Here is a 25,696-nt window from a genome sequence, read left to right as displayed (position 1 = left end):
GTTTCGCATGTTGTCTTTGATTGAACAAATTCGTACAGGCTCGCTTTGGGATTTCCCTGGTGGTGTGCATCCGGCAGAAAACAAAAAGCAGTCCAACAAAACTGAGCTCGTTCACGCGGCTATCCCATCAGAAATTGTATTACCGCTAAAACAACACATTGGTAAGGCTGGTAACTTATTGGTTGCCGAAGGTGACCACGTATTAAAAGGTCAGCCATTAACGCAATCCGAAACTGGTTTTACCGTTCCAGTGCATGCTCCTACATCGGGTACGATCACCGCAATTGAGCCTAGAACCGTTGCTCACCCTTCAGGTCTGAGTGAACTCTGTGCGGTCATTACACCTGATGGTAACGATACATGGTGTGACAGAAAACCCGTCGCGGATTACAAACAAGAAACACCTGACGCACTGATCGATATTATTCGTCTCGCAGGCATTTCAGGTATGGGTGGCGCAGGTTTCCCTACCGCAAAAAAAATCCAATCAGGTTTTGCTCGCACAGAGATTCTTATCGTCAACGCAGCTGAGTGTGAGCCATACATCACATCAGATGACAAGCTCATGCAAGAGCATGCCGAAGAGCTCATCCAAGGTATCGAGATTGTCGAACATATCCTGACACCAAAGCTCACGATTATTGGTATTGAAGATAACAAACCAGAGGCAATTAAAGCGTTAGAAGCTGCGGCTCTAAACAAAGATATCGTCATTCGCGTTATCCCGACTAAATACCCTTCTGGTGGTGAAAAACAGCTGATCAAAATTTTGACCAATAAAGAAGTACCAAGCGGCGCAATTCCAGCCGATATTGGTATTTTGGTTCAAAATGTCGGTTCTCTTTACTCAATCAAACGCGCAATCATCGATGGTGAACCGATGATAAAACGCGTGGTGACTCTCACCGGTAAAACATTCAAACAACCACGCAATGTTTGGGCATTATTAGGTACACCAGTACAGGCGTTATTGGATGAGTTTGGCTATAAAGCCGATAAGAAGTTACAACGTTTAATCATGGGTGGACCAATGATGGGCTTCACCCTTCCCCACTCTCAAGTGCCGATTACCAAGACAGCAAACTGTATCCTTGCCCCGACTCGTCGTGAGATCTCTCCACACCAACATGAGATGGAATGTATTCGCTGTAGCCAATGTGCTGAAGCTTGCCCTGCTTCACTGCTACCTCAGCAACTGCAATGGCATGCAAAAGCTGAAGAGTATGACAAACTCGAAGAACTAAACTTAAAGGATTGTATCGAGTGCGGTGCTTGTGCGTTTGTGTGTCCAAGTGAAATTCCTCTCGTACAGTACTACCGCCAAGCAAAAGCGGAAATTCGCACCAGAACACAAGAAGCGGAAGCTGCTGAGCGAGCGAAGCTGCGTTTTGAAGAGAAGAAAGCGCGCATGGAGCGCGAAAAAGCAGAACGTGAAAGTCGCTTTAAGAAAGCAGCCGATCAGCGCCGTAAAGACATGAAATCTTCTGGTGGTGATGATGCGATTGCAGCAGCGATCGCACGAGTGAAAGCTCAGAAGACAGAAACAACAGAAAAAGCAGAGCCAGCCGTGAAACCTGCCGTCGCAGCAGCCATTGCCAAAGCGAAGGCAAAACAGGCCGCAGCCGCTAAAGCAGGCTCTAGTGAACCTGATAACTCAGAAATGGCAAAACTGCGCGAAGAACGCAAACGTCTAGCCCGCGAACGTAAAGCACAAAAAGAGCAAGGCGAAACACCAGACAACAACGCTGATGATAAGAAATCGGCAGTTGCAGCAGCCATCGCCCGAGCTAAAGCGAAAAAAGCTCAACAAGAAGAACCAACCGAAACGTTAGAAGCTCAAGCACCTGCTGAGCAAACCGACGATCCGAAGAAAGCCGCGGTTGCTGCTGCCATTGCACGTGCCAAAGCACGTAAAGCGAAACAAGCAGACTCAACTGAAACTGAAGAAGCTGAAACGCCTACTGAGAAAACCGAAGATCCGAAGAAAGCCGCGGTTGCTGCTGCTATTGCTCGCGCTAAGGCTCGTAAAGCGAAACAAGCAGACTCAGCTGAAACGGTAGAAGCAGAAGCGCCTACTGAGCCAACCGACGATCCGAAAAAAGCCGCGGTTGCTGCTGCCATTGCGCGTGCCAAAGCGCGTAAAGCGAAACAAGCAGACTCAACTGAAACGGAAGAAACTGAAGCGCCTGCTGAGAAAGCTGAGGATCCGAAGAAAGCCGCGGTTGCTGCTGCCATTGCACGCGCCAAAGCGCGTAAAGCTAGGCAAGAAGAACCAGCCAAAACGGTAGAAGCTGAAACGCCTGCTGAACAAGCTGAAGATCCGAAAAAAGCGGCTGTCGCTGCGGCTATTGCGCGTGCCAAAGCGCGTAAAGCTAAGCAAGAAGAACCAGCCGAAACGGTAGAAGCTGAAACGCCTGCTGAACAAACTGAAGATCCGAAAAAAGCGGCTGTCGCTGCGGCCATTGCGCGTGCCAAAGCGCGTAAAGCTAAGCAAGAAGAACCAGCCGAAACGGTAGAAGCTGAAACGCCTGCTGAACAAACTGAAGATCCGAAAAAAGCGGCTGTCGCTGCTGCTATTGCGCGCGCGAAGGCTCGCAAAGCGCAGCAAAAAGCTAATAAAAATAATACTGAGGAGAACGAGTAGTGTCGTTTTTTATTGCCAGTTCACCGCATACCCACAGCCGTCGTAGCACACCTGACTTAATGAAATGGGTGGCACTTTGTGCTCTCCCAGGTTTAGCGGCTCAGACCTACTTCTTTGGGTGGGGAACGCTTATTCAACTGATTTTTGCCATCGCAGTCGCTGTATCACTTGAAGCCTTAGTTATGGTATTCCGTAAACGTTCGCCGATGCGAGCACTACGTGATAACAGTGCGATCGTTACCGCTTGGTTATTAGCCGTTGCTATCCCACCATGGTCTCCGTGGTGGATTATGGTGATCGGACTTATTTTCGCGATTGTAATCGCTAAACACCTATATGGTGGCCTTGGTCAAAACTTATTCAATCCTGCCATGGTCGCTTATGTGGTCTTGTTGATCTCATTCCCAGTGCAAATGACGAGTTGGAGTGCCCCGACGTCACTCATACCTGATCACGTAAATTTTGCAGATACACTCTCTTTAATTTTTACGGGCTATGATTACGACGGCTTATCGCTTCAGCAAGTTCGAACGGGGGTTGACGGTGTGACAATGGCGACGCCACTTGATGCATTTAAGACCGGCATTCATACAGGTGCAACCCCAAGCGAAGTACTGTCGCAGCCAATATTCGATGGATTAGCTGGCATTGGTTGGCAATGGGTAAATCTTGCCTACTTACTTGGTGGTTTAGTGATGATCAAAAAACGCATCATCCAATGGTATATCCCCGTAGGCTTCCTAGCGAGCCTGACGCTATTTAGCCTCGTGTTCAGCTTGCTGACCCCAGGGGAAACTGCGTCGCCAATCTTCCACTTGTTATCAGGTGCAACCATGCTTGGCGCATTCTTTATTGCAACCGATCCCGTGTCGGCGTCTACCACCGTTAAAGGACGTTTGATCTTTGGCGCGCTTATTGGTGCTTTGGTCTTTATCATTCGCAGTTGGGGCGGCTTCCCTGATGGTGTTGCATTCGCAGTGTTACTTGCAAATATGTGTGTGCCACTGATCGATTACTACACCAAACCTAGAACTTACGGTCACTGAGGTAAACATGTTAACCGCTATTAGAAAAAATGGTCTGACACTTGCGATCTTTGCCTGTGCAACAACCGGATTAGTCGCCTTTACTCAGTACCTAACAAAAGACCAAATCAAGATACAAGAACAACAACAATTGCTTTCTGTTTTGAATCAAGTCATTCCAGAAAATATGCATGACAACGCACTCACGCAAGCCTGCACTATGGTCACGTCACCAGAACTGGGGACATTGCGTGCGATGCCAGCCTACCTCGCCACAAAGAATGGTGAACCGACAGCAATCGCAATAGAATCCATCGCGCCAGATGGCTACAATGGTGAGATAAAAGTTATTACTGGGATTGACAATCAGGGCAATATTTTGGGGACACGCGTCTTAAGCCATCAAGAAACCCCTGGCCTGGGCGACAAAATTGATCTTCGTGTCACCGACTGGATCCTGAGCTTTACGGGCAAACAAGTCACGGAAAGTAACTGGAACTCATGGAAAGTTCGTAAAGATGGTGGTGATTTCGATCAATTTACTGGTGCAACGATCACGCCTAGAGCCGTCGTAAAAGTGGTGCGAAATACCGTTAACTACGTAAACCAATCTCGTGAAGACATTCTTAGCCAGCCTTTGGGCTGTGAAGGAGAGCAGTAATGAATGAGAATAAATTGCTGATGAAAAACGGTATGTGGAGTAATAACCCTGCTCTCGTACAGCTGCTGGGTCTGTGTCCACTACTAGCGGTTTCTTCCACAATAACCAATGCCTTAGGTCTTGGTATTGCAACCTTATTAGTGCTGGTCGGCTCCAACGTCACGGTTTCTCTTATTCGTAATTACGTACCAAAAGAGATCCGCATTCCTGTATTCGTGATGATTATTGCCTCACTTGTTACCTGCGTTCAGTTATTGATGAATGCCTATGCGTATGGTTTATACCTGTCTCTTGGTATCTTTATTCCTCTGATTGTAACGAACTGCATCATTATTGGTCGAGCTGAAGCATACGCTTCAAAAAATGATGTTGCGCCTGCAGCATTAGACGGTTTATGGATGGGTCTTGGTATGACAAGCGTTTTGGTCGTGCTAGGTGCCATGCGTGAGTTAATTGGTAATGGCACGCTATTCGACGGGGCAGATCTGCTATTAGGAGACTGGGCATCCGCTCTCCGCATTCAAGTTTTCCAATTTGACAACAGCTTTCTGCTAGCGCTTCTTCCACCCGGTGCATTTATCGGTGTTGGTCTGTTGATAGCGCTTAAAAATGTCATCGATAATTCAGTCCAGGCACGTCAACCAAAAGAAGAAAAACCAACCATAGAACGTGCTCGCGTCACCAACGCATAACAAAATAAGGCTCTGTCATAGGAGCCTTTTTCATAAACCGCAGAGACGGTATTGGAAGTCAGCAATGAACAAAATAAAAAGAATCGAAATTCTTGAGCGATTACGAGAAAACAATCCGAATCCTCAAACTGAGCTTAACTGGAGCTCCCCTTTTGAACTGCTAATCGCGGTATTACTATCAGCGCAAGCAACCGATGTAAGTGTCAATAAAGCCACCGACAAGCTTTTCCCTGTCGCTAATACACCGAAAAGTATTCTCGATTTGGGAGTTGATGGCTTAAAAGAATACATAAAGACCATCGGTTTATTTAACTCAAAAGCAGAAAACACTATCAAGACTTGTAAGATCTTGTTGGAAAAACACAATGGTGAAGTTCCTGAAGATCGTGCAGCGTTAGAAGCGCTACCAGGCGTAGGTCGCAAGACCGCAAACGTCGTGCTCAACACCGCTTTTGGTTGGCCAACCATTGCCGTCGATACGCACATTTATCGCGTGTCGAATCGTACTAAGTTTGCAATCGGCAAAACGGTTGATGATGTCGAGCAAAAGCTATTAAAAGTTGTGCCAAAAGAGTTCAAACTCGATGTGCACCACTGGCTCATTCTTCATGGCCGCTACACGTGCTTGGCGAGAAAGCCTCGCTGCGGTAGCTGCATTATTGAAGATTTGTGCGAATATAAAGAGAAAGTATATCCAGATAGCTAACGCTATTTGAAAATCAAAGCTAGGAGCAAAAAATGTCAAATGGTCGAATTCTCCACACTATGCTTCGCGTAGGTGATCTAGACAAATCCATCAAGTTTTACACTGAAGTTATGGGCATGCAGTTGCTTCGTACGAACGAGAATAAAGAGTACGAATACACACTGGCGTTTCTTGGCTACGGTGACGAATCCCAAGGTGCTGTGATCGAGCTAACTTACAACTGGGGTAAAACTGAATATGACCTAGGTACTGCTTTTGGTCATATCGCCATTGGTGTTGATGATATCTACACAACTTGCGACGCTATCAAAGCGGCGGGCGGTAATGTGACGCGTGAACCAGGTCCAGTAAAAGGCGGAAGCACGCACATTGCATTCGTAAAAGACCCAGATGGTTATATGATTGAGCTTATCCAAAACAAGCAAGCTTCAGCAGGTCTTGAAGGCTAAGCGGCACTTCTAATAATCACTTGTACTGCAAGTTGAACATCGATTACAGGCAGGTCTGCGATCTGCCTGTTCTTTTATAAACAAAACACTTTACTTGATAATAATTATCGTTTAGATTTATTCGCAACTTCGATATGCGGGATTACGATAATGATCAGTGAATGGGAAAAACACACACTTCTAGCCGATACGGCACTTCAACTAGATGACCCTGTTCGCAGCATTCTTCATTACCAGCAAGCCCTAAGCCTGAGTGAAGATATTAGCGAATGTGTGGAAATTGAAGCAGACGAGCGATTATTAATTTCTGTGATTTCTTGTCATAACTTAGCTCAGTTCTGGCGTTGGGCCGGAGACACTGACTATGAACTCAAATACCTTCAGCTGGCTTCAGAGAAAGTCTTAACACTCATCCCACAATGCCCAAATAAAGAATGTGCAAGCTTTATCGACTCAATAGGATGTTGCACTAAAGCATTAATAGACTTCATGAAACGTCACCCTAATCCGGCTATTGCCAAACAGGTTGAAAAAATCGATACCGCAACAAATTGCGAAGTCATTGCCAAATTCCGCTTAAACTAACATTCAAATTATACAGCCGGAATCACCGAAAGGTACTTAGCAAAATCCTATTAAAATATTATTAACAACGTCAGTAAATTAAAAACGCCGAAGCTTTCAGCTTCGGCGTTTTTATATTCGTTACACTTGGGTTCGCCCGAGTGATATTACGACTCGGCGGTTTTTGTCTTTTCCTATTGGCGAGCCATTATCTGCAATAGGACGACGCTTGCCGTACCCTTGCACTTGAATTCGATCTTCCGGTAGCCCTAGAGACTGAAAATAATCACGAAGTGACTCTGCACGTCGCTCAGATAAACTTTGGCTCGCACTTTTGCCATCGGTTGAATCGGTGTACGTCGCCACCAGCACGAGATCGATATCTTGATTATGTCGGATATAATCTGCAATTTGTGATAAACGCTTTTTGGAAGCCTTGGTTAACTGATCGCCTTGTCTTTCGTAGTGCAAAATCGTAAAGGCAATGTCTTCAAAACTGTATTTCAATAAATTGGAAATACAGTCGCTAAACGCGTTGTACTTATTTTGAAACAGCACGGATGACAATGCGACTTCAATTCTCTGATCTCGGCTCTGCCAATCCTGATAACTAAAGGTCGGATAACGCCCTTTTTCCAGCTCAGACAAAATGCCCCATGCTGTTTGCCCTCCGACATAACCATCAAACTGTTTAAAAAACTTTAGGTTTGTAATTCGATCGGCGTGTTCACCTGGCCGCCAAGGTGGCGGCATAGAGATGAGACTGACGTTACGTGTTTCTCCCATCGGACGACGCATTTTTAACTCAAAGTCTAAATTGATTTTTTTATTCGCACGAGATGAAAATACCGCATCTCCAAAACTTGGAATAGGGTGAACAAGTTGGCATTCTAACGGTGTGTTGACCACCATTTCCCATTGAGATTGCTGTGGAGTGGCAACATAACGTTTACCCATCACAGCAAAACTGCTTGTGCTAAACAACGAAAATATAACGCCACTAGTAATCAGCCATTTCTTCATCTAAGTACTGTCTCTTAAACGGCAGTCTGTTGCCGTCAATTTGAATCAATAAAACCACTTCACCCGGCATGCAAGAACCTCGCCAACGTGCGAAATATCGTAACATTACGATTAACGTTAATCATGGTAACTCAATCACACGAAATGCGATCGAGCGTATTGATGAGATGCAAAATAGAATTCCGTTTTTCTCCTAAATTGCGGTTTTTCTCGTCGGTATAATCTGCAATAATGCAGCCTTCGTCACACAAAAATAAGCCGACATGACAATAGAAAATGAAGCTCTGACCTTGAAAAAACGCTTTCGTGGTTATTTCCCTGTGGTAGTAGACGTTGAGACCGCAGGTTTCAATGCTCAAACTGATGCACTTTTAGAAATTTGCGCCGTTACGTTAAAAATGGACGAAGATGGCGTGTTGCATCCGGCCTCCACCATTCATTTTCATGTTGAGCCATTTGAGGGCGCTAACTTAGAAAAAGAAGCGCTAGAATTCAATGGTATTCGTGACCCATATAGCCCTCTTCGTGGTGCAGTTTCTGAGCAAGAAGCGTTAAAAGAGATTTATAAACTTATTCGCAAAGAACAAAAAGCCGCAGATTGCTCGCGCGCAATTATGGTTGCCCATAACGCAGCATTCGACTTAGGTTTTGTAAATGCAGCCAATGAGCGCTGTAAACTAAAAAGAGTCCCTTTTCATCCCTTTGCTACTTTTGACACGGCAACATTGAGTGGCCTTGCTTATGGTCAAACGGTTCTCGCGAAAGCATGCAAAACGGCCGGGATGGAATTCGATAATCGTGAAGCACACTCAGCGCTTTACGATACACAAAAAACAGCAGAATTATTCTGCGGTATTGTCAACAAATGGAAGGCCCTCGGCGGTTGGCCGCTTGCTGACGAAGAATAATAAGTAAACACAACATATTAGGAAAAGTATGAATCCTGTCGTTATATCAGTGTGCGTCATGCTCGTGTTAGCATTGATGCGCGTAAACGTGGTGGTTGCCCTCACGTTTAGTGCCATCGTTGGTGGCCTTGTCGCAGGCATGAGCCTTGGAGACACAGTTGCCGCGTTCGAAAGTGGTTTAGGTGGCGGTGCGACTATCGCTCTGAGCTACGCAATGTTAGGTACTTTCGCCGTTGCCATCTCTAAATCTGGCATCACGGACCTACTGGCAAAAAGTGTTATCAAGCGCTTAAACGGTAAAGAAAACTCGGCGTCAACTACCGGGTTAAAGTACGCGGTGTTAGTCGCGCTCGTTCTTGTCACTATGTCATCTCAGAACGTAATTCCGGTCCATATCGCCTTTATTCCAATTTTGATTCCACCTCTTTTGGGCGTATTTGCGAAACTTAAGCTCGATCGACGTTTGGTCGCGTGTGTTCTTACCTTTGGTTTGATCACACCTTACATGATCTTACCTGTTGGTTTCGGCGGCATTTTCTTAAACAACATTCTATTAAAGAACCTACATGACAACGGTTTGGAGAACGTGGTTGCAAGCCAAGTTCCAACTGCAATGTTACTGCCAGGTGCTGGTATGTTGTTTGGTCTATTGCTGGCGATCTTTGTTAGCTACCGTAAACCGCGCATCTACGAAGAAACGGAGTTGACTGTCGTTCACGAGACAGATCATGCTATCAATAAAAAGCACATTTTGGTGGCTGCTCTTGGTATTGTCGCCGCATTGGGTGTTCAGCTTTACACTGGCTCAATGATTATTGGTGCTCTAGCTGGCTTTATGGTGTTTACTTTTGGCGGTGTGATAGCTTGGAAAGAAACGCACGATGTCTTCACAAAAGGCGTGCATATGATGGCTATGATTGGTTTCATCATGATCGCTGCCGCAGGTTTTGCTGCGGTAATGAAGCAAACAGGTGGCGTTGAGACATTAGTACAGTCTCTCTCTACGAGCATTGGTGATAATAAGCCGCTTGCAGCACTACTGATGCTGATCGTTGGCCTGCTAGTAACAATGGGCATTGGTTCATCGTTTTCAACCATTCCAATCTTGGCGACAATCTACGTTCCACTCGCGTTGGCATTTGGTTTTTCGCCAATGGCAACCATCGCACTTGTTGGTACTGCTGCCGCTTTGGGTGATGCTGGTTCTCCAGCGTCCGACTCGACATTAGGCCCTACATCTGGTCTAAATGCCGACGGTCAGCATGAGCACATTTGGGAAACGGTTGTTCCAACCTTTATCCACTACAACATTCCACTGATCATCTTTGGTTGGATTGCTGCAATGGTGCTTTAGTACCTTTGTTTGATGGATATACTTAGTTACGAAAAAGCCGCTCATTGAGCGGCTTTTTGTTATTTGAAATCGCGATTATTGCGCTGACATATTGTCAATAATACGCTCACGTATCAGTTTCAAGGTAGGCTCTGTTGACAGATAATCCACGGCAATCGGGAAATAAGCGTCGTTAATTTGAAGAACCAAGCTAGGGTAAGAATCCACGCCTAGGCTCTTTGCAAGACTCAGTTGATCTTGGAACACACCTTCTAAGAAAGAGCCGTCCATATCGTTCTTGAACTGCTGAACATTCAAACCAATTTCTTTAGCTAGCTGCAAGTGAGTCGCTTCTTCATGAGGAGGCATCGCACGTAAGTAATACGCATGTTGAATCGCTTCTAGCATCTGCTCATAAGAATCTTGAAAGCCCGCTGCGATAACTGCGCGACAAGATTGGTAAGTGCTTCTTACTGGCGTACAAAGCTTCCAAAAATCGTAGTTAAACTTGGTGCCCAACTGACGCTCAATCTGCTTCCAAATACCTTCGAGTTTTTGTTGCATCTCTGGTGGCATCGGCAAACTAGTATCTGGCGCAAGACCACCCACCACATACTCAAACTGAATAACGCCTGGCAGTTGCTGTTTCAATTTATCAAGCGTCGGTTTGTAACCCCAACACCAACTGCACATTGGGTCATGCACGTAGTAAAGCTTTATGTTCATTCCACTAACCTAAAAAGAAAAAGGAGCCAGTACGGCTCCTTCGTATTCTATCGCTAAATGTGAGTATTTACGAATTACTCAGCTTGATCTTCAGCGCGCGCTGCAGCTTCTTTGATTAGAGGCTGAAGTTCACCTTTTTGGAACATTTCTAGAATGATATCGCAACCGCCGATAAGCTCGCCTTCAACCCATAGTTGAGGGAATGTTGGCCATTGTGCGTACTTTGGTAGCTCAGCACGGATATCTGGGTTTTGCAGAATGTCTACGTAAGCGAACTTCTCACCACATGCCATTAGAGCCTGTGACGCTTGAGAAGAGAAACCACAGCTTGGCAGTTTCGGTGATCCTTTCATGTACAGCAGGATTGAGTTTTCAGAGATCTGCTGTTTGATTTTGTCGATAGTTTCCATCGCTTCCTCATTCATGGGTTTGAACTTTGTTTATTTGCCACATTCTACTCAATAACGACAGAATAAAAACCATATAATTAATAAGGCTTAAATTCAGGTTGCTTGATGGCGAGCAATTCAGCACTTCACAGCCGCTAACCCCTTAAAATATTTTCATATCGGGGTTTTAATAAAGTAAAAACTTGCTAAAATACTTAGCAAGTCAGCCTTAAAGGCTACATAGCTATAAAAAACACTGGAAGCAATCGAAAGGTCATCCTTTCAAATCAATGGAGAATCGAGTAATGGCATTTGAACTACCAGCTCTTCCTTACGCGAAAGACGCACTAGAACCACACATCTCAGCAGAGACTCTAGACTACCACCACGGTAAGCACCACAACACTTACGTTGTTAAGCTAAATGGTCTTATCCCTGGCACTGAGTTCGAAAGCAAAACTCTAGAAGAGATCATCAAGACTTCTACTGGTGGCGTATTCAACAACGCAGCGCAAATCTGGAACCACACGTTCTACTGGCACTGTCTTGCTCCAAACGCGGGCGGCGAACCAACTGGCGCAGTTGCTGACGCAATCAACGCAGCATTCGGTTCTTTCGAAGAATTCAAAGCGAAGTTTACTGATTCAGCAATCAACAACTTCGGTTCTTCATGGACTTGGCTTGTTAAGAAAGCTGACGGCTCTCTAGAGATCGTTAACACTTCTAACGCTGCTACTCCTCTAACAGAAGAAGGTACAACACCACTTCTAACTGTTGACCTGTGGGAACACGCATACTACATCGATTACCGCAACGTACGTCCTGATTACATGAACGGCTTCTGGGCACTTGTAAACTGGGACTTCGTAGCTGAGAACCTAGCGAAGTAATTTTACTTCCCCCTAAGTTCAATTTAGTCTTATTTTAAAAGCTCGCTGAACCAGCGAGCTTTTTATTTTTCGCTTAAAAACTCCAATTTAATCTCTTCTTTTTCCTAAAGTTCTTCTCAGACACGCCGTTAAAATGGCATCGAGCGAGGAACATCATGCAAATTTATACTTTAGACAAAGCGGCAATTATTAACGAACTTCAGTTCGGCAATGGTATCAACCATGCTGTCCACGAAGGACGTCGTGCCGATTTTGCACTGATTTTGTCGATGTTTTCTAACGATGTACGCGACGTTGTACCTGTAGAGGAAATCAAAGAAGTAGCCACCAGCGAAGATATACTCCGTCAACAACTTGAATTGTCAACGCCTCAAGCTCTTCGTTCTGATAGCAGCAGCTATGAGCTAGCAGCACAGCAAGCAAAACAATTCCACGGTGCAGGTCTACCCTCAGCGAAACTGAGTCACTACTTGAAACCAGACGCCCTGACCTACTTGCCGGAAGATACGTTTAATCTTCCTGAAGACGTTTATCACAACCTATCCGGTCATGAGCGACGCAAATTGGGCGAGCGCAACAAAAACCTCATCCCAGATGCAGGGCTATACAATCAACTAGTGACGGCTCAACGTCAGTATCAAATTCAACTGCAAGTATAGAGATCATTGTTCAACCAACAGCTTGCAGTATCCACAGTCAGAAATGTGACGCCTTACAAATTACCGCACAATAGTCCTCATCCAAAAGCGTTAGTTTGAAGTCTTTCACACTGAGCCTTTCTAATTTCAACCATGCTAATAGCACAAACCACTGGTGTATTTTTTTCACACAGGGATACAGTGAAGGTGTTATGGATATTAAAGAATCAATTATTCTCGTCACGTCTGCAGGTTCTGTTATAGGAAGGACTTGTGCTAGTCACTTTGCTCACCTTGGAGCGACGTTGATTCTTTGTGATCAAAACTCTAGCGCTCTAAAATCGAGCTATGAGCAGATTAGTGCCTTCACAGATAAAGTCTATGCGATGAATGTGTGCAGTGATAACACAACGTCCATTAACTTACTGTTTGATCAGATAGAATCGCAGCTGCGTGCGACACCAGACGTGATAGTCAATTGCTGGACGAGCTCTCCCATGCCAGGGTTGATGGCTCCCGAACCTATGAGTACTTACATTGATCACTTGTCTTCTGCAGCACGTTTCCTCTACACCTATGGCCAGGTGGGAGCCGAACGATTTCGCGCTAGAAATAAGAAAGGGGTAATTGTTAACGTCATTTCCCATGACAGCCATGAAGATTTAACGGGAGTCGAAAGCATGGCTGCTTTGGTGTCAGGTTTTACTCACAGTTGGGCAAAAGAGCTCACTCCATTTAATATTCGGGTGGGTGGCGTCATTCCTTCGGTAAACCATACAAGAGAAGAACTTAACGAAAGACACTGGGCCGAGATCCAAGATGAATTGGTTCGCAATACCGCGTATATCGTATCAAATGAGTATTTTAGTGGCAGAGTGGTTGCTACAGAAGTATGAATGGACAACGTGTTTGTTCCGTAAACGGATCGCTATTACTCAACTCTTTCAACAAAAAAAGCCCCAGTCAAATGACTGGGGCTTTACTTTTTCCCGGTTAAGGTTTCGTGCTAGCGAAAACCTTACTCACACGACTCTTAATTACGCGTCAGCTTTTTCTTTCTTTGCTTTAGGCGCCGCTTTCGCTGCTTCTTGGTCTGCTTTCTTCTTGATAACTGTTGTACCTTCGAAAGTTTCACCTTCAACGAATGCTTTACCGTAGTAAGAAGCCATTAACACATCTTTAAGTTCGCTAATTAGTGGGTAGCGAGGGTTCGCACCAGTACATTGGTCATCGAACGCTTCAACTGCTAGCTCATCAAGTTTCGCGATAAAGTCTGCTTCAGCTACGCCTGCCGCTTGGATAGACATTGGGATGTCTAGGTTCACTTTTAGCTCATCCAACCATGCTAGTAGACGTTCAATTTTCTGAGCAGTACGGTCACCAGCTTGGCTTAGACCTAAGTGGTCAGCAACTTCAGCGTAACGACGACGTGCTTGTGGGCGGTCGTATTGAGAGAACGCTGTTTGTTTAGTTGGGTTATCGTTCGCGTTGTAACGTACAACGTTAGAGATAAGTAGTGCGTTTGCTAGGCCATGTGGAATGTGGAACTCAGCACCTAGTTTGTGCGCCATTGAGTGACAAACACCTAGGAATGCGTTAGCAAATGCCACACCAGCGATAGTTGCGGCGTTGTGTACTTTCTCACGAGCGATTGGGTCGTTAGCGCCGTTCGCGTAGCTTGAAGGTAAGTATTCTTTTAGCATCTTAAGTGCTTGTAGAGCCTGACCATCTGAGTATTCGTTCGCAAGAACAGATACGTAAGCTTCTAGAGCGTGAGTTACTGCATCGTAACCACCAAATGCTGTTAGAGACTTAGGCATGTTCATCACTAGGTTAGCATCAACGATAGCCATGTTTGGCGTGATTTCGTAGTCAGCTAGTGGGTATTTAGCACCAGTCTTGTCGTCAGTAACAACCGCAAATGGTGTAACTTCTGAACCAGTACCTGAAGTTGTAGTGATACATACAAGCTCAGCTTTTTGACCCATTTTAGGGAACTTGTAAATACGTTTACGGATGTCCATAAAGCGCATTGCTAGTTCTTCGAAGTGAGTTTCTGGGTGCTCGTACATTACCCACATGATCTTCGCAGCATCCATTGGTGAACCACCACCTAGCGCTAGGATAACGTCTGGTTGGTAGCTAGCCATTTGAGCCGCACCTTTCTCTACTACAGAAAGCGTTGGGTCAGCTTCAACATCGAAGAATGTTTGAACTTCCATGCCTTGAGCTTTAAGTAGGCTTACTACGTCATCTGCGTAACCATTGTTGAATAGGAAACGGTCAGTTACTAAGAATGCGCGCTTCTTACCTTCTAGGTCGCCTAGAGCAATTGGAAGGCTACCACGACGGAAGTAGATTGACTTAGGTAGTTTATGCCACAACATGTTTTCAGCTCGCTTCGCTACAGTTTTCTTGTTGATTAGGTGTTTAGGACCTACGTTCTCAGAGATAGAGTTACCACCCCATGAACCACAACCTAGAGTTAGAGAAGGCGCAACGTTGAAGTTGTACAAGTCGCCGATACCACCGTGAGTAGTCGGGATGTTGATTAGGATACGAGCTGTCTTCATCTTGTCACCGAAGTAACGGATACGGTCAGCGTTAGTATCTTGGTTAGTGTAAAGACCAGATGTGTGGCCGATACCACCAATCTCAACCATAGTTACCGCTTGAGCAACCGCGTCTTCGAAGTTGTCAGCACGGAATAGACCTAGAGTTGGAGATAGTTTCTCGTGAGCGAATGCGTCATCGTGAGACACTTTACCTAGACCTTCACCAACAAGGACTTTCGTGTCTGCTGGAACTTTAACGCCTGCCATTTCAGCGATTGCCGCTGCTGGCTGACCTACGATTTTCGCGTTTAGCGCGCCATCGATAAGAAGAACTTTACGAACTTTTTCTGCTTCTGCTTTGCTTAGTACGTAAGCTTTGTGAGAAGCAAAACGCTCTTTTACTTCGTCGTACACTTCATCAACGACGATTGCAGCCTGCTCAGAAGCACATACTACGCCGTTGTCGAAAGTCTTAGACATCAGGATAGAAGCCACTGCACGTTTGATGTCAGCAGTTTCGTCGATAACAACAGGAACGTTACCTGCACCTACACCGATTGCTGGTTTACCAGAAGAGTAAGCTGCTTTAACCATGCCTGGGCCACCAGTTGCAAGGATAAGAGCAATGTCATCGTGTTTCATAAGAGCGTTAGAAAGCTCAACAGAAGGTTGGTCGATCCAACCGATGATGTCTTTTGGTGCACCCGCTGCTACTGCTGCGTCTAGAACCAGTTTCGCTGCGTCGTTAGTCGAGTTTTTCGCACGTGGGTGTGGTGAGAAGATGATACCGTTACGAGTCTTCAGAGAGATTAGAGATTTGAAGATCGCTGTAGATGTAGGGTTAGTCGTTGGTACGATACCGCAGATGATACCTACAGGTTCAGCGATAGTCATAGTACCTAGGTTGTCATCCTCTTCTAGGATGCCACACGTTTGTTCGTCTTTGTATTTGTTGTAGATAAACTCAGAAGCGAAGTGGTTCTTGATTACTTTATCTTCAACAATACCCATACCAGATTCTTCAACCGCTTGTTGAGCTAGCGGGATACGGGCTTGGTTAGCTGCAAGCGATGCTGCACGGAAGATTTTGTCTACTTGCTCTTGAGAGTAAGTAGCGAACTCTTCTTGCGCTTTCTTAACGCGAGCAATCATTGCATCTAGTTCAGCCATATTAGTTACAGGCATAGGGAATCTCCTAAAATTAACAAATATTAAAAACTTTTTACTAAGGCTATTACTTATCGTTTTTACTGTTTATCAGTCACTTAGAAAACAAACGTCTTAGTAAATTGCTTTCAGGACTGAGTATAATATTTCAGAGTGTGAAAAAAATTGACTTGGATCAGTTCTCACGACCTAAATACCACCAAAGTGGTGCCTCATCACACTAAAACGACATAACTCACTGATAAACAAATAAATTAATCTTCACTTTTTATTGAACAAAAAAGAAGCAAATAGACAAATAAATAAAAGAAACTACAACAACCTGTAAAAAAGTTTCATTTTTAGCCAACAAAATTACATGTAGGCCCAATTCCTTGTGCTACTGAGAGTATATCGAACCGAATACATCTCTCTACAAACCACCTTAGTTTTTATCAAAAGTGTGCGAATGTTAACGTTTATGTAAAACAGCACGCTTTGACAGCAACTTTATACGCAACAATTCTTTTCCAGATTAGATACAGTTTATTAAAGAATTAGTTTTTCTCACTAAAACAGTAGGAAATGCGTTAGTTTTTTTCATTTCTTCCAACACAACTTTTGCCTTACATTACGCCCAAATTGCCCCTTCGCCTTTTCACTAATGTGAACTTTAATGAGTACGCAACATGCAAACTTTTGAACTTGCTATCTTCTTGCAGTTTTTTCTTGGTTTGGTCGCCGCAGTAAACCCTGTTGGTATCATGCCTGTGTTTGTGTCACTAACCGGACATATGACACCAGACGAAAAGCGCAATACGGCAACCACAGCGAACGTGGCTGTTGCGATCATCCTGATCATTTCGCTCTTTGCTGGTCAGTTACTATTAGATATGTTCAGCATTTCTCTGGATTCGTTTCGTGTTGCAGGTGGGCTACTGCTGCTTAGCATCGCGTTCTCGATGATGAGCGGTAAACTGGGGGAAGATAAACAAAACAAACAGGAAAAATCAGAATACGTGAGTCGCGAGCAGATCGGTGTTGTTCCTCTTGCGATGCCGCTAATGGCAGGACCAGGCGCAATCAGTTCGACTATTGTTTACGGAGCACGCTACCCAAGCATGTTTGATACGGTAGGCATCAGCATTACAATTGGCTTGTTCTGTCTATGCTCGTGGCTGTTGTTCCGCTCTGCCCCACTGATCGTGCGATTTTTGGGTCAAACTGGTATCAACGTGATTACCCGTATCATGGGTTTGATATTAGGCGCATTGGGTATTGAATTTATCGCCAATGGTTTACGCAACTTATTTCCAGGATTAGCCTGAGTTTCTATAAAATTGTATGATAGAGCGATTCAACAATGGATCGCTTTGTCATGACGACTGACTCTCTCAAACATACTCTTTATGTCACCATTTTTGGTACTCATACCAAAGCTGGTCGAACCTTCGATATTGCACTCATTATCGCGATTATCAGTTCTCTAATCGTACTGGTCTTAGACTCAATACCATCCGTGCGCGCCGAGTGGGCAAAAGAGCTGAAATACTTGGAGTACACTTTTACCGGTTTATTCACTATTGAGTATTTTCTCCGGCTTTATTGCTCTCCAAAACCAGCCGCCTATGCGAAGAGCTTTTATGGCGTCGTTGATTTACTCGCGATTTTACCTACTTACTTAGCACTGTTTTTCCCTTCTGCCTCCTTTATGGGCGTAATAAGAGCACTGCGAGTCATGCGAATATTCCGCATACTCAAGTTGGTCCGCTATCTTCAAGAGTCCAACATCCTCTTACGCTCTCTACTGATGGCGCGCAGAAAGATTTTTATCTTCTTTAGCTCTGTCGCCATTATGGTCACGATCTTTGGGTCACTGATTTTTGTCATTGAGGGGCCTGAAAACGGATTTACTAGCATTCCGAAAAGTATTTATTGGGCTATTGTGACCATCACAACGGTTGGATATGGTGACTTGGTACCTCAAACAGATCTCGGAAAAGGGCTTGCCTCACTCACTATGTTGTTGGGTTATTCAATTTTGGCGGTCCCTACTGGTATTTTCACAGCAGAGCTTCACCAAGAAATGCAATCGCACAAAGTATTAGTGAAGTGTCCGAACTGTTCTCACGCCGGGCACGACTCTGATGCGACTTACTGTAAACACTGTGGTAGTGAACTGGCCGATCCTGATAAACGCGTTGTTCGTGGAGAAGACGAAGCATAAAAAAGAGCTCCCTAGGGAGCTCTTTTATTTTGTCATCAAACAAAGATTGATGTGGTTATGCTTTCTCAGAAAGAATAATGCGTAACGTACGACGCAATGGTTCTGCTGCGCCCCATAGTAGTTGGTCACCAACAGTGAAAGCATTTAGGAAGTCATCACCCATTGCCATCTTACGTAGACGACCTACTGGTACGGACATAGTGCCTGTTACTTTTGCAGGTGTAAGTTCTTGCGCAGTAATGTCACGATCGTTAGGAATCACTTTAACCCAGTCGTTATGAGTGGCGATGATTTCTTCGATTTCATCCATTGGGACATTTTGCTTAAGCTTGATAGTGAGTGCTTGAGAGTGACAGCGCATCGCACCAATACGGACGCAAGTACCATCGATTGGCACAGGCGAGCTTTGTGAGCCCAAAATTTTGTTTGCCTCTGCGCCCGCTTTCCACTCTTCTTTACTCTGACCGTTATCACGTTTAACATCGATCCACGGAATAAGCGAGCCAGCTAGTGGTACACCGAATTTATCGGTAGGGAAAGAACCGCTGCGCATTGTGTCTGCAACTTTTTTATCAATATCTAGAATAGAGCTTGATGGGTTTGCAAGTTCGGAACTTACAGAGTCATTGATAACGCCCATTTGCGAGATCAGTTCACGCATGTTTTGCGCGCCAGCACCAGAAGCGGCTTGGTATGTCATTGCGCTTGTCCACTCAACAAGGCCTTTTTCGAATAAGCCACCTAGACCCATTAGCATTAAACTAACCGTACAGTTACCACCAACAAATGTGTTCGTGCCACCGTGGATGCCTTGTTGGATTTGCTTTAAGTTCACAGGATCAAGCGTGATGATGGAATCTTCCGCCATACGTAACGTAGATGCTGCGTCAATCCAGTAGCCTTTCCAACCGGCTTGTCGAAGTGCTGGGTAAACTTTTTCTGTGTAGCTACCACCTTGACATGTAATTACCGCATCAAGCTGTTTTAAGCTTTCAATATCATACGCGTCTTGCAGTAAGCCTGCGTCTTTTCCTAAGTTAGGAGCAGGAATACCAACTTGAGAAGTACTGTAGAATACTGGTTCGATTAGGTCGAAGTCTTTCTCTTCAACCATACGCTGCATAAGGACTGAACCAACCATACCGCGCCAACCAACTAAACCAACTCTCATCGTATTAACTCTCCATGTATTAAAAAACCTACCCCATAGTTAATTTTTCGCATCAAAATCTCAACCCCTATTTTGTAAATAAGCCTATTTTTTAACCTTTTCCTATGAAAATTCGTGTTAAACGAGATTTTTTAGTGTTTGGTTTGCGATTTCGGCCATTTTTCAAGTAGGGAAAGCCCTGTTACTCCAAATTGGTCTTACCACTCAGTGATAAAATAACACATGAAGCACAATAATTTCACATTACACAACATTTAAAACCAAAAAAGTTAAAACAAACTAACAGTTAATTTCACAAGCAAACGTTTTTGCCGACGAACATCAAGATAAAACACCAAATATTCGAAATATAATTTTTGTTAATGTATGTTATGCGCGATTACAACAAGGAGCGCCTTCCTCTATTGCTCCAAGATTGACAGAGGCACATATGAAGCAAGTTACACCACGCCTACCAAGCTTGATACAGGTATTTATCTCGCTCGGTTTATTTCTACTGCTGGCATTTTCGTTCACTGCCAAGCTAGACCTACCGATCCAGCTAGCGCTGTACATCGGTTGGTTCATTATCATGATATTAGGCATTAAGCTTGGTCATCAGTACAAAGATCTGGAAAAAGCTGCACTAAATGGCATTTCCAATGGACTTGGAGCCGTCTTAATTCTTCTTGCCGTTGGCGCGCTTGTTGGTACGTGGATCTCTGGTGGTATTGTTCCAACCATCATTTACTACGGCCTTAAAGCAATTCACCCTTCTATCTTTTTGCTCGCAACCATGATCATCTGTTCATTGACTGCGCTAGCGACTGGCACCTCTTGGGGCGCTGCTGGTACTGCTGGTATTGCGATGATGGGTATTGGCCAAGGCCTTGGCGTTCCTGCACCAATTACAGCTGGTGCGGTGCTTTCAGGTTGTTACTTTGGTGACAAAATGTCGCCTCTATCGGACTCCGTCATCCTTGCTTCATCTATGTCTAACGTTGAAGTAATGGAACATATTAAAGGCATGCTGCCGATCGCACTCATTAGCTACATTATTACAGGCATTATGTTTACTGCATTTGGTTTCCACTACGCAGGTCAAGTTGACATGAGCCAGGTAGACTCTGTAATTAAAGCGATGGAGCAGCAATTCTACATCACCCCTTACTCATTTGTTCCTGTGATCATCGTATTGTCACTTCTAGCAATGCGTATGCCTTCATTCCCAGTGATCAGTTTTGGTTCTCTGCTTGGTATTATTTGGGCAGTAATGATTCAAGATGTGGACTTCCTAACCGCGTTCAACACCGCTTGGGCTCCGTTTGCGATTTCTTCAGGCGTAGATTTCATTGACTCCATTCTTAACCGTGGCGGCATGTCTTCAATGCTTGGCTCGGTTGCTGTCATCGTATTCGGCCTTGGTTTTGGTGGTCTACTAGATAAAGTGGGTGTGTTAGAAACTATCGCTAAGCTGTTTGAAAAACGCGTTCAAAGTGCAGGTTCACTGGCAACAAGTACAATCGGTACAGCCTTTATGGGGAACGTATTTGGTTCAGCGATGTACGTTTCACTTATCCTGACACCAAAAATCTGTGCGAAGAACTACGATCGCCTAGGCTACAAACGTAAGAACTTGTCTCGTAACGCAGAGTTCGGCGGCACATTAACATCTGGTATGGTTCCATGGAGTGACAACGGTATCTACATGGCAAGTATTCTGGGTGTTGCGACACTGTCTTATGCACCGTTCATGTGGCTAAGTTTTGTATGTATCATTGTGACCATCATCAGTTCCTACATGGGTTGGTTTGTTGATAAATGCGAGCCAACGGCGGAAGCAGTTGAACAAGCAGAAGGCGAACTGAAGCAGCAAACCGCTTAAGTTCGCATAGATAGGAAGAATCTCTCTTCCGAGTGAGAGACAAAGAAAAAGAGCGCATGAGCGCTCTTTTTTGTATCTCAACCAAACGTTAACTTTGTTTGACTTGCGCTTTCACTGCTGCACGCTTACCAAACCAATAGCCCAAGCCAAGTGGTGCAAAGAATATAACGGCAATGAACAAGATGAAGTAGATAATGGTACTTTTAACGAGCTCAATCAGCTTAGTCATCGCTAAACTGACCACTTCCTGAGAGACTCGGTCCATATCTTGAGCAAATTTCTCACGCTCATGGGTAATGATCTGCGCGATTTCTTGGCGCTCTCTGGCTACCATCAACTCTAAAGCTTGGCGCTCCTCACCCAATTGAGATAAACGCGCTTGCGTTTTTTGGTCAATATCGTCAACCAAAGGTTGTAACTCTACCGCCATTTGCTCTGCCAAATAGCGCATGTACTCTGGATTGTTATCAATAAAGTCCTTCATCGAATCTGCCGTAACTTGTAAGCTATTTAGCGCAGCATTAACTTTTTCGATGCTGGCAGAGCTATTTAATGCTAATAACTGCGCCTTCCAAGTCATAATTTTTGGGGTCTGTTCTGATACAAGGCTTAGACGATCCGAGACATCACCTAATGCTTCTGGCATTGTACCTAGCGTAGTCACTGCCTCTTCCTCGCTAATTTGATTCGCATCTAACCACCCACGGTAAGCTGGCGTCCTGATCATACTTAAGTCCGCGAATGGATGTTGCTTAACGAACTCTGCAACAAACGCTTGTGTCTTGATGTACGCTTCTTGTTTCAACAGAGATTGAGCCAGTTTATCCACCTCTTTCGCTAAGTGAGCAGAAACTAACTTTGCCTCATCTGTCGCAAATAGTTCATTACCAGGGCCAGTCGTAAAGAATTGATCCATCTGTAGCGTAAAAGTCCAAGTATCAATCAGTGCTGCCATTGGCGAGACTTGGTATGCTGCGGCTTGAAGACCTTCTTCAGCATTTATCTTCCAAAGCAAAATATAAGATTGATGGACTTTATCATGCGGCTCATATTGATCGTGCAATGCATCAGCAGCTTGCTCTACCTGAGCAAAAAACTGTTGCGCATACTCACGAGTCAGGAGACGCATATTAAGCTCTTGTTTGGTAAGAGGGACGGTTTGACTCTCGATTTTCACTTCTAACAGGGAGCACCCTGAAAGCATCACAACCAACCCTATCAACATCATTGAAGACAATCGACGAACGGACATGAAAGTACCTTTAACAAATTGTATGGAACAGGAATAAAGCGAACTAAGTCATATAGTTCGGGCCTTTAATACCCCAACTCTGATGATTGTAAGTCAGAGCAATATCAATCTGTTAGCGCTTCTTGTATCTTTTCACTATTGAGAACGTGGTTAGCGAAAAGTATGGTTTGCTTTAGGACATCATCTAAACGTGTCAGTTTCTCTTCCGGCACTTGTTGCCCTTGTTTAATCAACAGCTCAATATCACTCGAAATGCAGTGCAATGGCATTGCCCCTAAACTTCCCGAGACCCCTTTAAGACTATGAGCCGCTCTTTGCGCTTGCTCTTTATCCTCTTCTAATAGCCGATGCATTTTTGAACCATCGCCAGAGTGATCCTGAATAAAGACTTCAAGTAACATTCGCACCGCGCTTTCATCTCCCGATAGCGAGTCCAGCATCTTATTGATATCTATATACGGCTTACGTTCCACTACTGCCACTTGTGATGTGTTCGGCTCATTATGACTCTGTTCGTTAACTTGGCCGTTTTGAGCGCTTTCGGACTGAGCAGAAAAAACAACGTAAGACCCACCAGCTTGCTCAGACTCTTTATCTTCTGCTCTTGATGGTATTAGCGGCTGAACGGTTCTTTGGGAGAAAAGCCCCCATGAAATAAGAGAAAGAAATAAACCACTGATTACTGACAACCAAGTAACAAAGGTCATCAACTTTTGTTCCAACTGGTCATTTATCGAAGTTAACTGGTTCGGGAAATCAGGATTAAGCAGTTGATTAACTAGATAGCTGCCTTGCGCCTTGGCAGATAGCGCGCTTGAAGTCTGGGCAAGTTGACGCTGAAAAGCACTTCGCTCTTGAGGAGAAAGCGTGTCCGACTCGATAAAGAGTCGGTCTAAATCACGATAAGTATCGCTATTCGTTGCTGAGTCACTAAAAATAGACTCCAAAACAAGTGCGCCTAAGCGATAGTACATTGATTGAATTTGCTCAGAGTTTTCAGCTCGGGCACGGCTCCTTCGCAACTGTTCAGCCAATGATACAAGCTCACTGTCACTCCCTACAAAGGCTCGAGCACTTTCTAAAAATCGATCGGTCGCATAAAGCAATTGAGTAATATCTGGTGTGATTTTTCCTTCAGAAAACTCACTTTCAAGCTGTAAGCGAACTGCATAGGCTAACTGAAGTTTTAGTGAAACTTGGTCGACGTGCTTAACACGATAAGGCAGATCAAAGTTAAAAAAATGTCTGACTTCTTCGACTTTGCTTCCTAGCTCATTCACTGTTGAAATGGTTTGAATCGTTTGTTTGGCTTGCAACCAAATCCCTAGCGCTAAAACACACCATAAAACGAACCAGAACCAAACAAACCGCCTCATTCCTTCTTTTAGCTTCAGCAACACTCGCCCCTCGCATATCTCCATTAATTACAAGCATATACTATGGATGTTTCTTATTCACATAAAAAAAGAGAGCCATTGGCTCTCTTAATTTGACGATATGGTTTTAGTTGCGACTCAACTGATCTTTTAGATTTGGTGGCGTACCTTTAATCGTTAAGGTATCCGTCTCTGGGTCATAAAAAATACGCTCGCCAAGCAATAGGCTATCAAAGCTAATATTCAAGCCACCACCAGCGCCAACAAATTTAGTCAGTTTGCGAACCGTCGCACGGTCACCAGGGAAAGACTCTTCAAGCTCGTACCCTTGCTCTTTGGTGAAATCCATAAAGCTTGTGCCATCTTGGCTTGGAGGAAGCTCTCCAGAAAGCTCTGAGATTTGAACCTCATCACCGGATTTAATTTGCTCATTGCAGTAATCGTAAACTTGTTTCTTGTACTCGTTCACTTCTTGCTTTTCTAGCTTCGAGTCAGCACAAAAATCATCCACTGCCTGCATCAACACTAAGTTTTGTTGTTTAGTATCTAAGCCGATGTCCGCTTGCAGGAAATCTAGGAAGAAATCCGCCACTTTACGGCCAACGCGTCCCTTGATGTATTGCAAGTAACGATTAGATTCCTTGTCAGTGTCGTAGCTCGACAAGTCAATGCGTGCCGCAATATCCATTTTGGTGATATCTAGGTAATCCGTCGCACTGATGTCCAAACCTTCGGTCACTTTTAAACTTTGGTTCATTGGTAAGATACCGATGAACAAGTAGTCCGTTGCTAAACTCTGATACTCAGCGAAAACCAAAATACCTTCATCCGCAAATGGGTACTTAATCAACTCTTCTTTCAAGCGATTTGCACTAATTTGTGAGAAGTCGTAAAAATCTCGCTCTCCTTTGCGCATTTCTTGAAGCCAAAATTGAAATTCGCTGTCTGACTGGAAAGAGCCAAAACCTTTACCAGCTTTAGAATGGAATACTCGGTGAAGCTCAGCGACTAAGTTTTCAGTAGATGCATCGTTCTCTAATGATGCTGGACGAAAGTTTACAACTAGCTCGTCCTGATCGTTTTTGCACAGTTGATGCAGAATAACGTTTGAAAGATGAAGGCTCATAGTGATTTTATCTTGCTACAAGGTTTTAGTTGATGGGCATTGTAGGTTATCATAAGCCGCTTTTACTATCATTATTAGAGTCTTTATGCCGATTACATCTAAATATACTGACGAGCAAGTAGAGAAAATTCTTGCTGAAGTAGCAACAGTTCTTGAAAAACACGCTGCTTCTCCTGAGTTGACGCTAATGATTGCCGGAAATATCGCAACCAATGTCTTAAATCAACGTGTTGCTGCTTCACAACGCAAAGCGATTGCTGAAAAATTTGCTCAGGCGCTGATGTCTTCTTTAGAAACACCAAAAACACACTAATAACGGACAATAGAACAC

Annotated in this window: 24 protein-coding genes; 16 read left to right on the top strand and 8 right to left on the bottom strand. The window is 44.4% G+C overall.

Annotation, left to right across the window (positions count from 1 at the left end):
- Nucleotides 1-7 precede the first annotated feature (7 nt).
- From rsxC to FR741_RS05110, 7 genes are all read left to right on the top strand, one after another.
- Nucleotides 8-2,644 carry an electron transport complex subunit RsxC gene (gene rsxC / locus FR741_RS05140; protein WP_167426366.1) on the top strand — a complete coding sequence of 879 codons (2,637 nt, stop codon included), beginning with the start codon at nucleotides 8-10 and terminating at the stop codon, nucleotides 2,642-2,644.
- Nucleotides 2,644-3,690 (top strand): electron transport complex subunit RsxD, encoded by a 1,047-nt coding sequence (gene rsxD, locus FR741_RS05135; protein WP_012841573.1) that lies wholly within the window; start codon nucleotides 2,644-2,646, stop codon nucleotides 3,688-3,690. Before rsxC ends, rsxD begins: the two co-directional genes overlap by 1 nt.
- Before the next feature lie 7 nt (nucleotides 3,691-3,697).
- Nucleotides 3,698-4,330 (top strand): electron transport complex subunit RsxG, encoded by a 633-nt coding sequence (gene rsxG / locus FR741_RS05130; RefSeq protein WP_006743364.1) that lies wholly within the window; start codon nucleotides 3,698-3,700, stop codon nucleotides 4,328-4,330.
- Entirely contained in the window at nucleotides 4,330-5,022 is a 693-nt protein-coding gene (locus tag FR741_RS05125) for an electron transport complex subunit E (RefSeq protein ID WP_054867993.1), read from the top strand. Before rsxG ends, FR741_RS05125 begins: the two co-directional genes overlap by 1 nt.
- Before the next feature lie 64 nt (nucleotides 5,023-5,086).
- On the top strand, nucleotides 5,087-5,728 hold the full coding sequence (gene nth / locus FR741_RS05120; RefSeq protein ID WP_167426365.1) for an endonuclease III: 642 nt from the start codon (nucleotides 5,087-5,089) through the stop codon (nucleotides 5,726-5,728).
- Nucleotides 5,729-5,760: 32 nt separating this feature from the next.
- Nucleotides 5,761-6,177, top strand: a complete 417-nt coding sequence (gene gloA, locus FR741_RS05115) for a lactoylglutathione lyase (RefSeq protein WP_005380739.1) — start codon at nucleotides 5,761-5,763, stop codon at nucleotides 6,175-6,177.
- A gap of 150 nt (nucleotides 6,178-6,327) precedes the next feature.
- On the top strand, nucleotides 6,328-6,762 hold the full coding sequence (locus FR741_RS05110) for a DUF2753 domain-containing protein (RefSeq protein WP_005384886.1): 435 nt from the start codon (nucleotides 6,328-6,330) through the stop codon (nucleotides 6,760-6,762).
- Nucleotides 6,763-6,882: 120 nt separating this feature from the next.
- Here FR741_RS05110 and motY read toward each other — a convergent pair whose 3' ends face one another.
- Nucleotides 6,883-7,764, bottom strand: a complete 882-nt coding sequence (gene motY, locus FR741_RS05105) for a flagellar protein MotY (protein WP_053808838.1) — start codon at nucleotides 7,762-7,764, stop codon at nucleotides 6,883-6,885.
- A 263-nt stretch (nucleotides 7,765-8,027) separates the two neighbouring features.
- Between motY and rnt the strand changes: the two genes are divergently transcribed.
- Nucleotides 8,028-8,672, top strand: a complete 645-nt coding sequence (gene rnt, locus FR741_RS05100) for a ribonuclease T (protein ID WP_005396536.1) — start codon at nucleotides 8,028-8,030, stop codon at nucleotides 8,670-8,672.
- A gap of 28 nt (nucleotides 8,673-8,700) precedes the next feature.
- Nucleotides 8,701-10,026 (top strand): Na+/H+ antiporter family protein, encoded by a 1,326-nt coding sequence (locus tag FR741_RS05095; RefSeq protein WP_005396535.1) that lies wholly within the window; start codon nucleotides 8,701-8,703, stop codon nucleotides 10,024-10,026.
- 75 nt (nucleotides 10,027-10,101) lie between these two features.
- Here FR741_RS05095 and FR741_RS05090 read toward each other — a convergent pair whose 3' ends face one another.
- Together FR741_RS05090 and FR741_RS05085 are read right to left on the bottom strand one after the other, a co-directional pair.
- Complete coding sequence (locus FR741_RS05090) at nucleotides 10,102-10,731, bottom strand: DsbA family protein (protein WP_167426364.1); 630 nt, start codon at nucleotides 10,729-10,731, stop codon at nucleotides 10,102-10,104.
- A gap of 74 nt (nucleotides 10,732-10,805) precedes the next feature.
- Complete coding sequence (locus tag FR741_RS05085) at nucleotides 10,806-11,141, bottom strand: Grx4 family monothiol glutaredoxin (RefSeq protein WP_017635833.1); 336 nt, start codon at nucleotides 11,139-11,141, stop codon at nucleotides 10,806-10,808.
- 284 nt (nucleotides 11,142-11,425) lie between these two features.
- On the opposite strand from FR741_RS05085, the gene sodB reads away from it, so the two are divergent.
- From sodB to FR741_RS05070, 3 genes are all read left to right on the top strand, one after another.
- Nucleotides 11,426-12,010 (top strand): superoxide dismutase [Fe], encoded by a 585-nt coding sequence (gene sodB / locus FR741_RS05080; protein ID WP_167426363.1) that lies wholly within the window; start codon nucleotides 11,426-11,428, stop codon nucleotides 12,008-12,010.
- A 155-nt stretch (nucleotides 12,011-12,165) separates the two neighbouring features.
- Nucleotides 12,166-12,669, top strand: coding sequence for a VC2046/SO_2500 family protein (locus tag FR741_RS05075; protein WP_167426362.1), 504 nt, complete (start codon nucleotides 12,166-12,168; stop codon nucleotides 12,667-12,669).
- Nucleotides 12,670-12,860: 191 nt separating this feature from the next.
- Nucleotides 12,861-13,544 (top strand): SDR family oxidoreductase, encoded by a 684-nt coding sequence (locus tag FR741_RS05070; protein WP_012841565.1) that lies wholly within the window; start codon nucleotides 12,861-12,863, stop codon nucleotides 13,542-13,544.
- Nucleotides 13,545-13,685: 141 nt separating this feature from the next.
- On the opposite strand, the gene adhE is transcribed toward FR741_RS05070, so the two are convergent.
- Nucleotides 13,686-16,388: a bifunctional acetaldehyde-CoA/alcohol dehydrogenase gene (gene adhE, locus FR741_RS05065; protein WP_012841564.1), complete on the bottom strand. Its 2,703-nt coding sequence runs from the start codon at nucleotides 16,386-16,388 to the stop codon at nucleotides 13,686-13,688.
- A gap of 650 nt (nucleotides 16,389-17,038) precedes the next feature.
- Between adhE and FR741_RS05060 the strand changes: the two genes are divergently transcribed.
- Entirely contained in the window at nucleotides 17,039-17,677 is a 639-nt protein-coding gene (locus FR741_RS05060) for a YchE family NAAT transporter (RefSeq protein WP_005396528.1), read from the top strand.
- Nucleotides 17,678-17,712: 35 nt separating this feature from the next.
- Nucleotides 17,713-18,576 carry an ion transporter gene (locus FR741_RS05055; protein WP_005396527.1) on the top strand — a complete coding sequence of 288 codons (864 nt, stop codon included), beginning with the start codon at nucleotides 17,713-17,715 and terminating at the stop codon, nucleotides 18,574-18,576.
- Nucleotides 18,577-18,631: 55 nt separating this feature from the next.
- Here FR741_RS05055 and asd read toward each other — a convergent pair whose 3' ends face one another.
- Complete coding sequence (gene asd, locus FR741_RS05050; protein WP_005396526.1) at nucleotides 18,632-19,747, bottom strand: aspartate-semialdehyde dehydrogenase; 1,116 nt, start codon at nucleotides 19,745-19,747, stop codon at nucleotides 18,632-18,634.
- Nucleotides 19,748-20,177: 430 nt separating this feature from the next.
- On the opposite strand from asd, the gene nhaC reads away from it, so the two are divergent.
- Nucleotides 20,178-21,611, top strand: coding sequence for a Na+/H+ antiporter NhaC (gene nhaC / locus FR741_RS05045; protein ID WP_005396525.1), 1,434 nt, complete (start codon nucleotides 20,178-20,180; stop codon nucleotides 21,609-21,611).
- A gap of 88 nt (nucleotides 21,612-21,699) precedes the next feature.
- Here the strand turns inward: nhaC and FR741_RS05040 are convergent, their stop codons facing one another.
- The 3 genes from FR741_RS05040 to yejK all read right to left on the bottom strand — a co-directional run bounded on the left by FR741_RS05040 (nucleotide 21,700) and on the right by yejK (nucleotide 25,365).
- Nucleotides 21,700-22,863: a chemotaxis protein gene (locus FR741_RS05040; RefSeq protein ID WP_167426361.1), complete on the bottom strand. Its 1,164-nt coding sequence runs from the start codon at nucleotides 22,861-22,863 to the stop codon at nucleotides 21,700-21,702.
- 104 nt (nucleotides 22,864-22,967) lie between these two features.
- Complete coding sequence (locus FR741_RS05035) at nucleotides 22,968-24,284, bottom strand: Hpt domain-containing protein (RefSeq protein WP_167426360.1); 1,317 nt, start codon at nucleotides 24,282-24,284, stop codon at nucleotides 22,968-22,970.
- Between the two features lie 82 nt (nucleotides 24,285-24,366).
- Nucleotides 24,367-25,365: a nucleoid-associated protein YejK gene (gene yejK, locus FR741_RS05030; RefSeq protein WP_005396521.1), complete on the bottom strand. Its 999-nt coding sequence runs from the start codon at nucleotides 25,363-25,365 to the stop codon at nucleotides 24,367-24,369.
- 85 nt (nucleotides 25,366-25,450) lie between these two features.
- Here yejK and FR741_RS05025 point away from each other — a divergent pair, with 85 nt between their 5' ends.
- Nucleotides 25,451-25,678, top strand: coding sequence for a YejL family protein (locus FR741_RS05025; RefSeq protein WP_005380722.1), 228 nt, complete (start codon nucleotides 25,451-25,453; stop codon nucleotides 25,676-25,678).
- Nucleotides 25,679-25,696: the final 18 nt, after the last annotated feature.

This window comes from Vibrio diabolicus, from assembly GCF_011801455.1.
GTDB lineage: Bacteria > Pseudomonadota > Gammaproteobacteria > Enterobacterales > Vibrionaceae > Vibrio > Vibrio diabolicus.
This window is presented reverse-complemented; position numbering and strand designations above follow the sequence as displayed.

Coding starts and splice junctions, on each gene's coding strand:
- FR741_RS05035 (WP_167426360.1), bottom strand. CDS start 24,284: ATGGAGATATGCGAGGGGCGAGTGTTGCTGAAGCTAAAAGAAGGAATG.
- FR741_RS05060 (WP_005396528.1), top strand. CDS start 17,039: ATGCAAACTTTTGAACTTGCTATCTTCTTGCAGTTTTTTCTTGGTTTG.
- rsxG (WP_006743364.1), top strand. CDS start 3,698: ATGTTAACCGCTATTAGAAAAAATGGTCTGACACTTGCGATCTTTGCC.
- nth (WP_167426365.1), top strand. CDS start 5,087: ATGAACAAAATAAAAAGAATCGAAATTCTTGAGCGATTACGAGAAAAC.
- sodB (WP_167426363.1), top strand. CDS start 11,426: ATGGCATTTGAACTACCAGCTCTTCCTTACGCGAAAGACGCACTAGAA.
- asd (WP_005396526.1), bottom strand. CDS start 19,747: ATGAGAGTTGGTTTAGTTGGTTGGCGCGGTATGGTTGGTTCAGTCCTT.
- FR741_RS05090 (WP_167426364.1), bottom strand. CDS start 10,731: ATGAACATAAAGCTTTACTACGTGCATGACCCAATGTGCAGTTGGTGT.
- FR741_RS05040 (WP_167426361.1), bottom strand. CDS start 22,863: ATGTCCGTTCGTCGATTGTCTTCAATGATGTTGATAGGGTTGGTTGTG.
- adhE (WP_012841564.1), bottom strand. CDS start 16,388: ATGCCTGTAACTAATATGGCTGAACTAGATGCAATGATTGCTCGCGTT.
- yejK (WP_005396521.1), bottom strand. CDS start 25,365: ATGAGCCTTCATCTTTCAAACGTTATTCTGCATCAACTGTGCAAAAAC.
- FR741_RS05085 (WP_017635833.1), bottom strand. CDS start 11,141: ATGGAAACTATCGACAAAATCAAACAGCAGATCTCTGAAAACTCAATC.
- FR741_RS05070 (WP_012841565.1), top strand. CDS start 12,861: ATGGATATTAAAGAATCAATTATTCTCGTCACGTCTGCAGGTTCTGTT.
- motY (WP_053808838.1), bottom strand. CDS start 7,764: ATGAAGAAATGGCTGATTACTAGTGGCGTTATATTTTCGTTGTTTAGC.
- FR741_RS05075 (WP_167426362.1), top strand. CDS start 12,166: ATGCAAATTTATACTTTAGACAAAGCGGCAATTATTAACGAACTTCAG.
- nhaC (WP_005396525.1), top strand. CDS start 20,178: ATGAAGCAAGTTACACCACGCCTACCAAGCTTGATACAGGTATTTATC.
- FR741_RS05110 (WP_005384886.1), top strand. CDS start 6,328: ATGATCAGTGAATGGGAAAAACACACACTTCTAGCCGATACGGCACTT.
- gloA (WP_005380739.1), top strand. CDS start 5,761: ATGTCAAATGGTCGAATTCTCCACACTATGCTTCGCGTAGGTGATCTA.
- FR741_RS05025 (WP_005380722.1), top strand. CDS start 25,451: ATGCCGATTACATCTAAATATACTGACGAGCAAGTAGAGAAAATTCTT.
- FR741_RS05095 (WP_005396535.1), top strand. CDS start 8,701: ATGAATCCTGTCGTTATATCAGTGTGCGTCATGCTCGTGTTAGCATTG.
- FR741_RS05125 (WP_054867993.1), top strand. CDS start 4,330: ATGAATGAGAATAAATTGCTGATGAAAAACGGTATGTGGAGTAATAAC.
- rsxC (WP_167426366.1), top strand. CDS start 8: ATGTTGTCTTTGATTGAACAAATTCGTACAGGCTCGCTTTGGGATTTC.
- FR741_RS05055 (WP_005396527.1), top strand. CDS start 17,713: ATGGATCGCTTTGTCATGACGACTGACTCTCTCAAACATACTCTTTAT.
- rnt (WP_005396536.1), top strand. CDS start 8,028: ATGACAATAGAAAATGAAGCTCTGACCTTGAAAAAACGCTTTCGTGGT.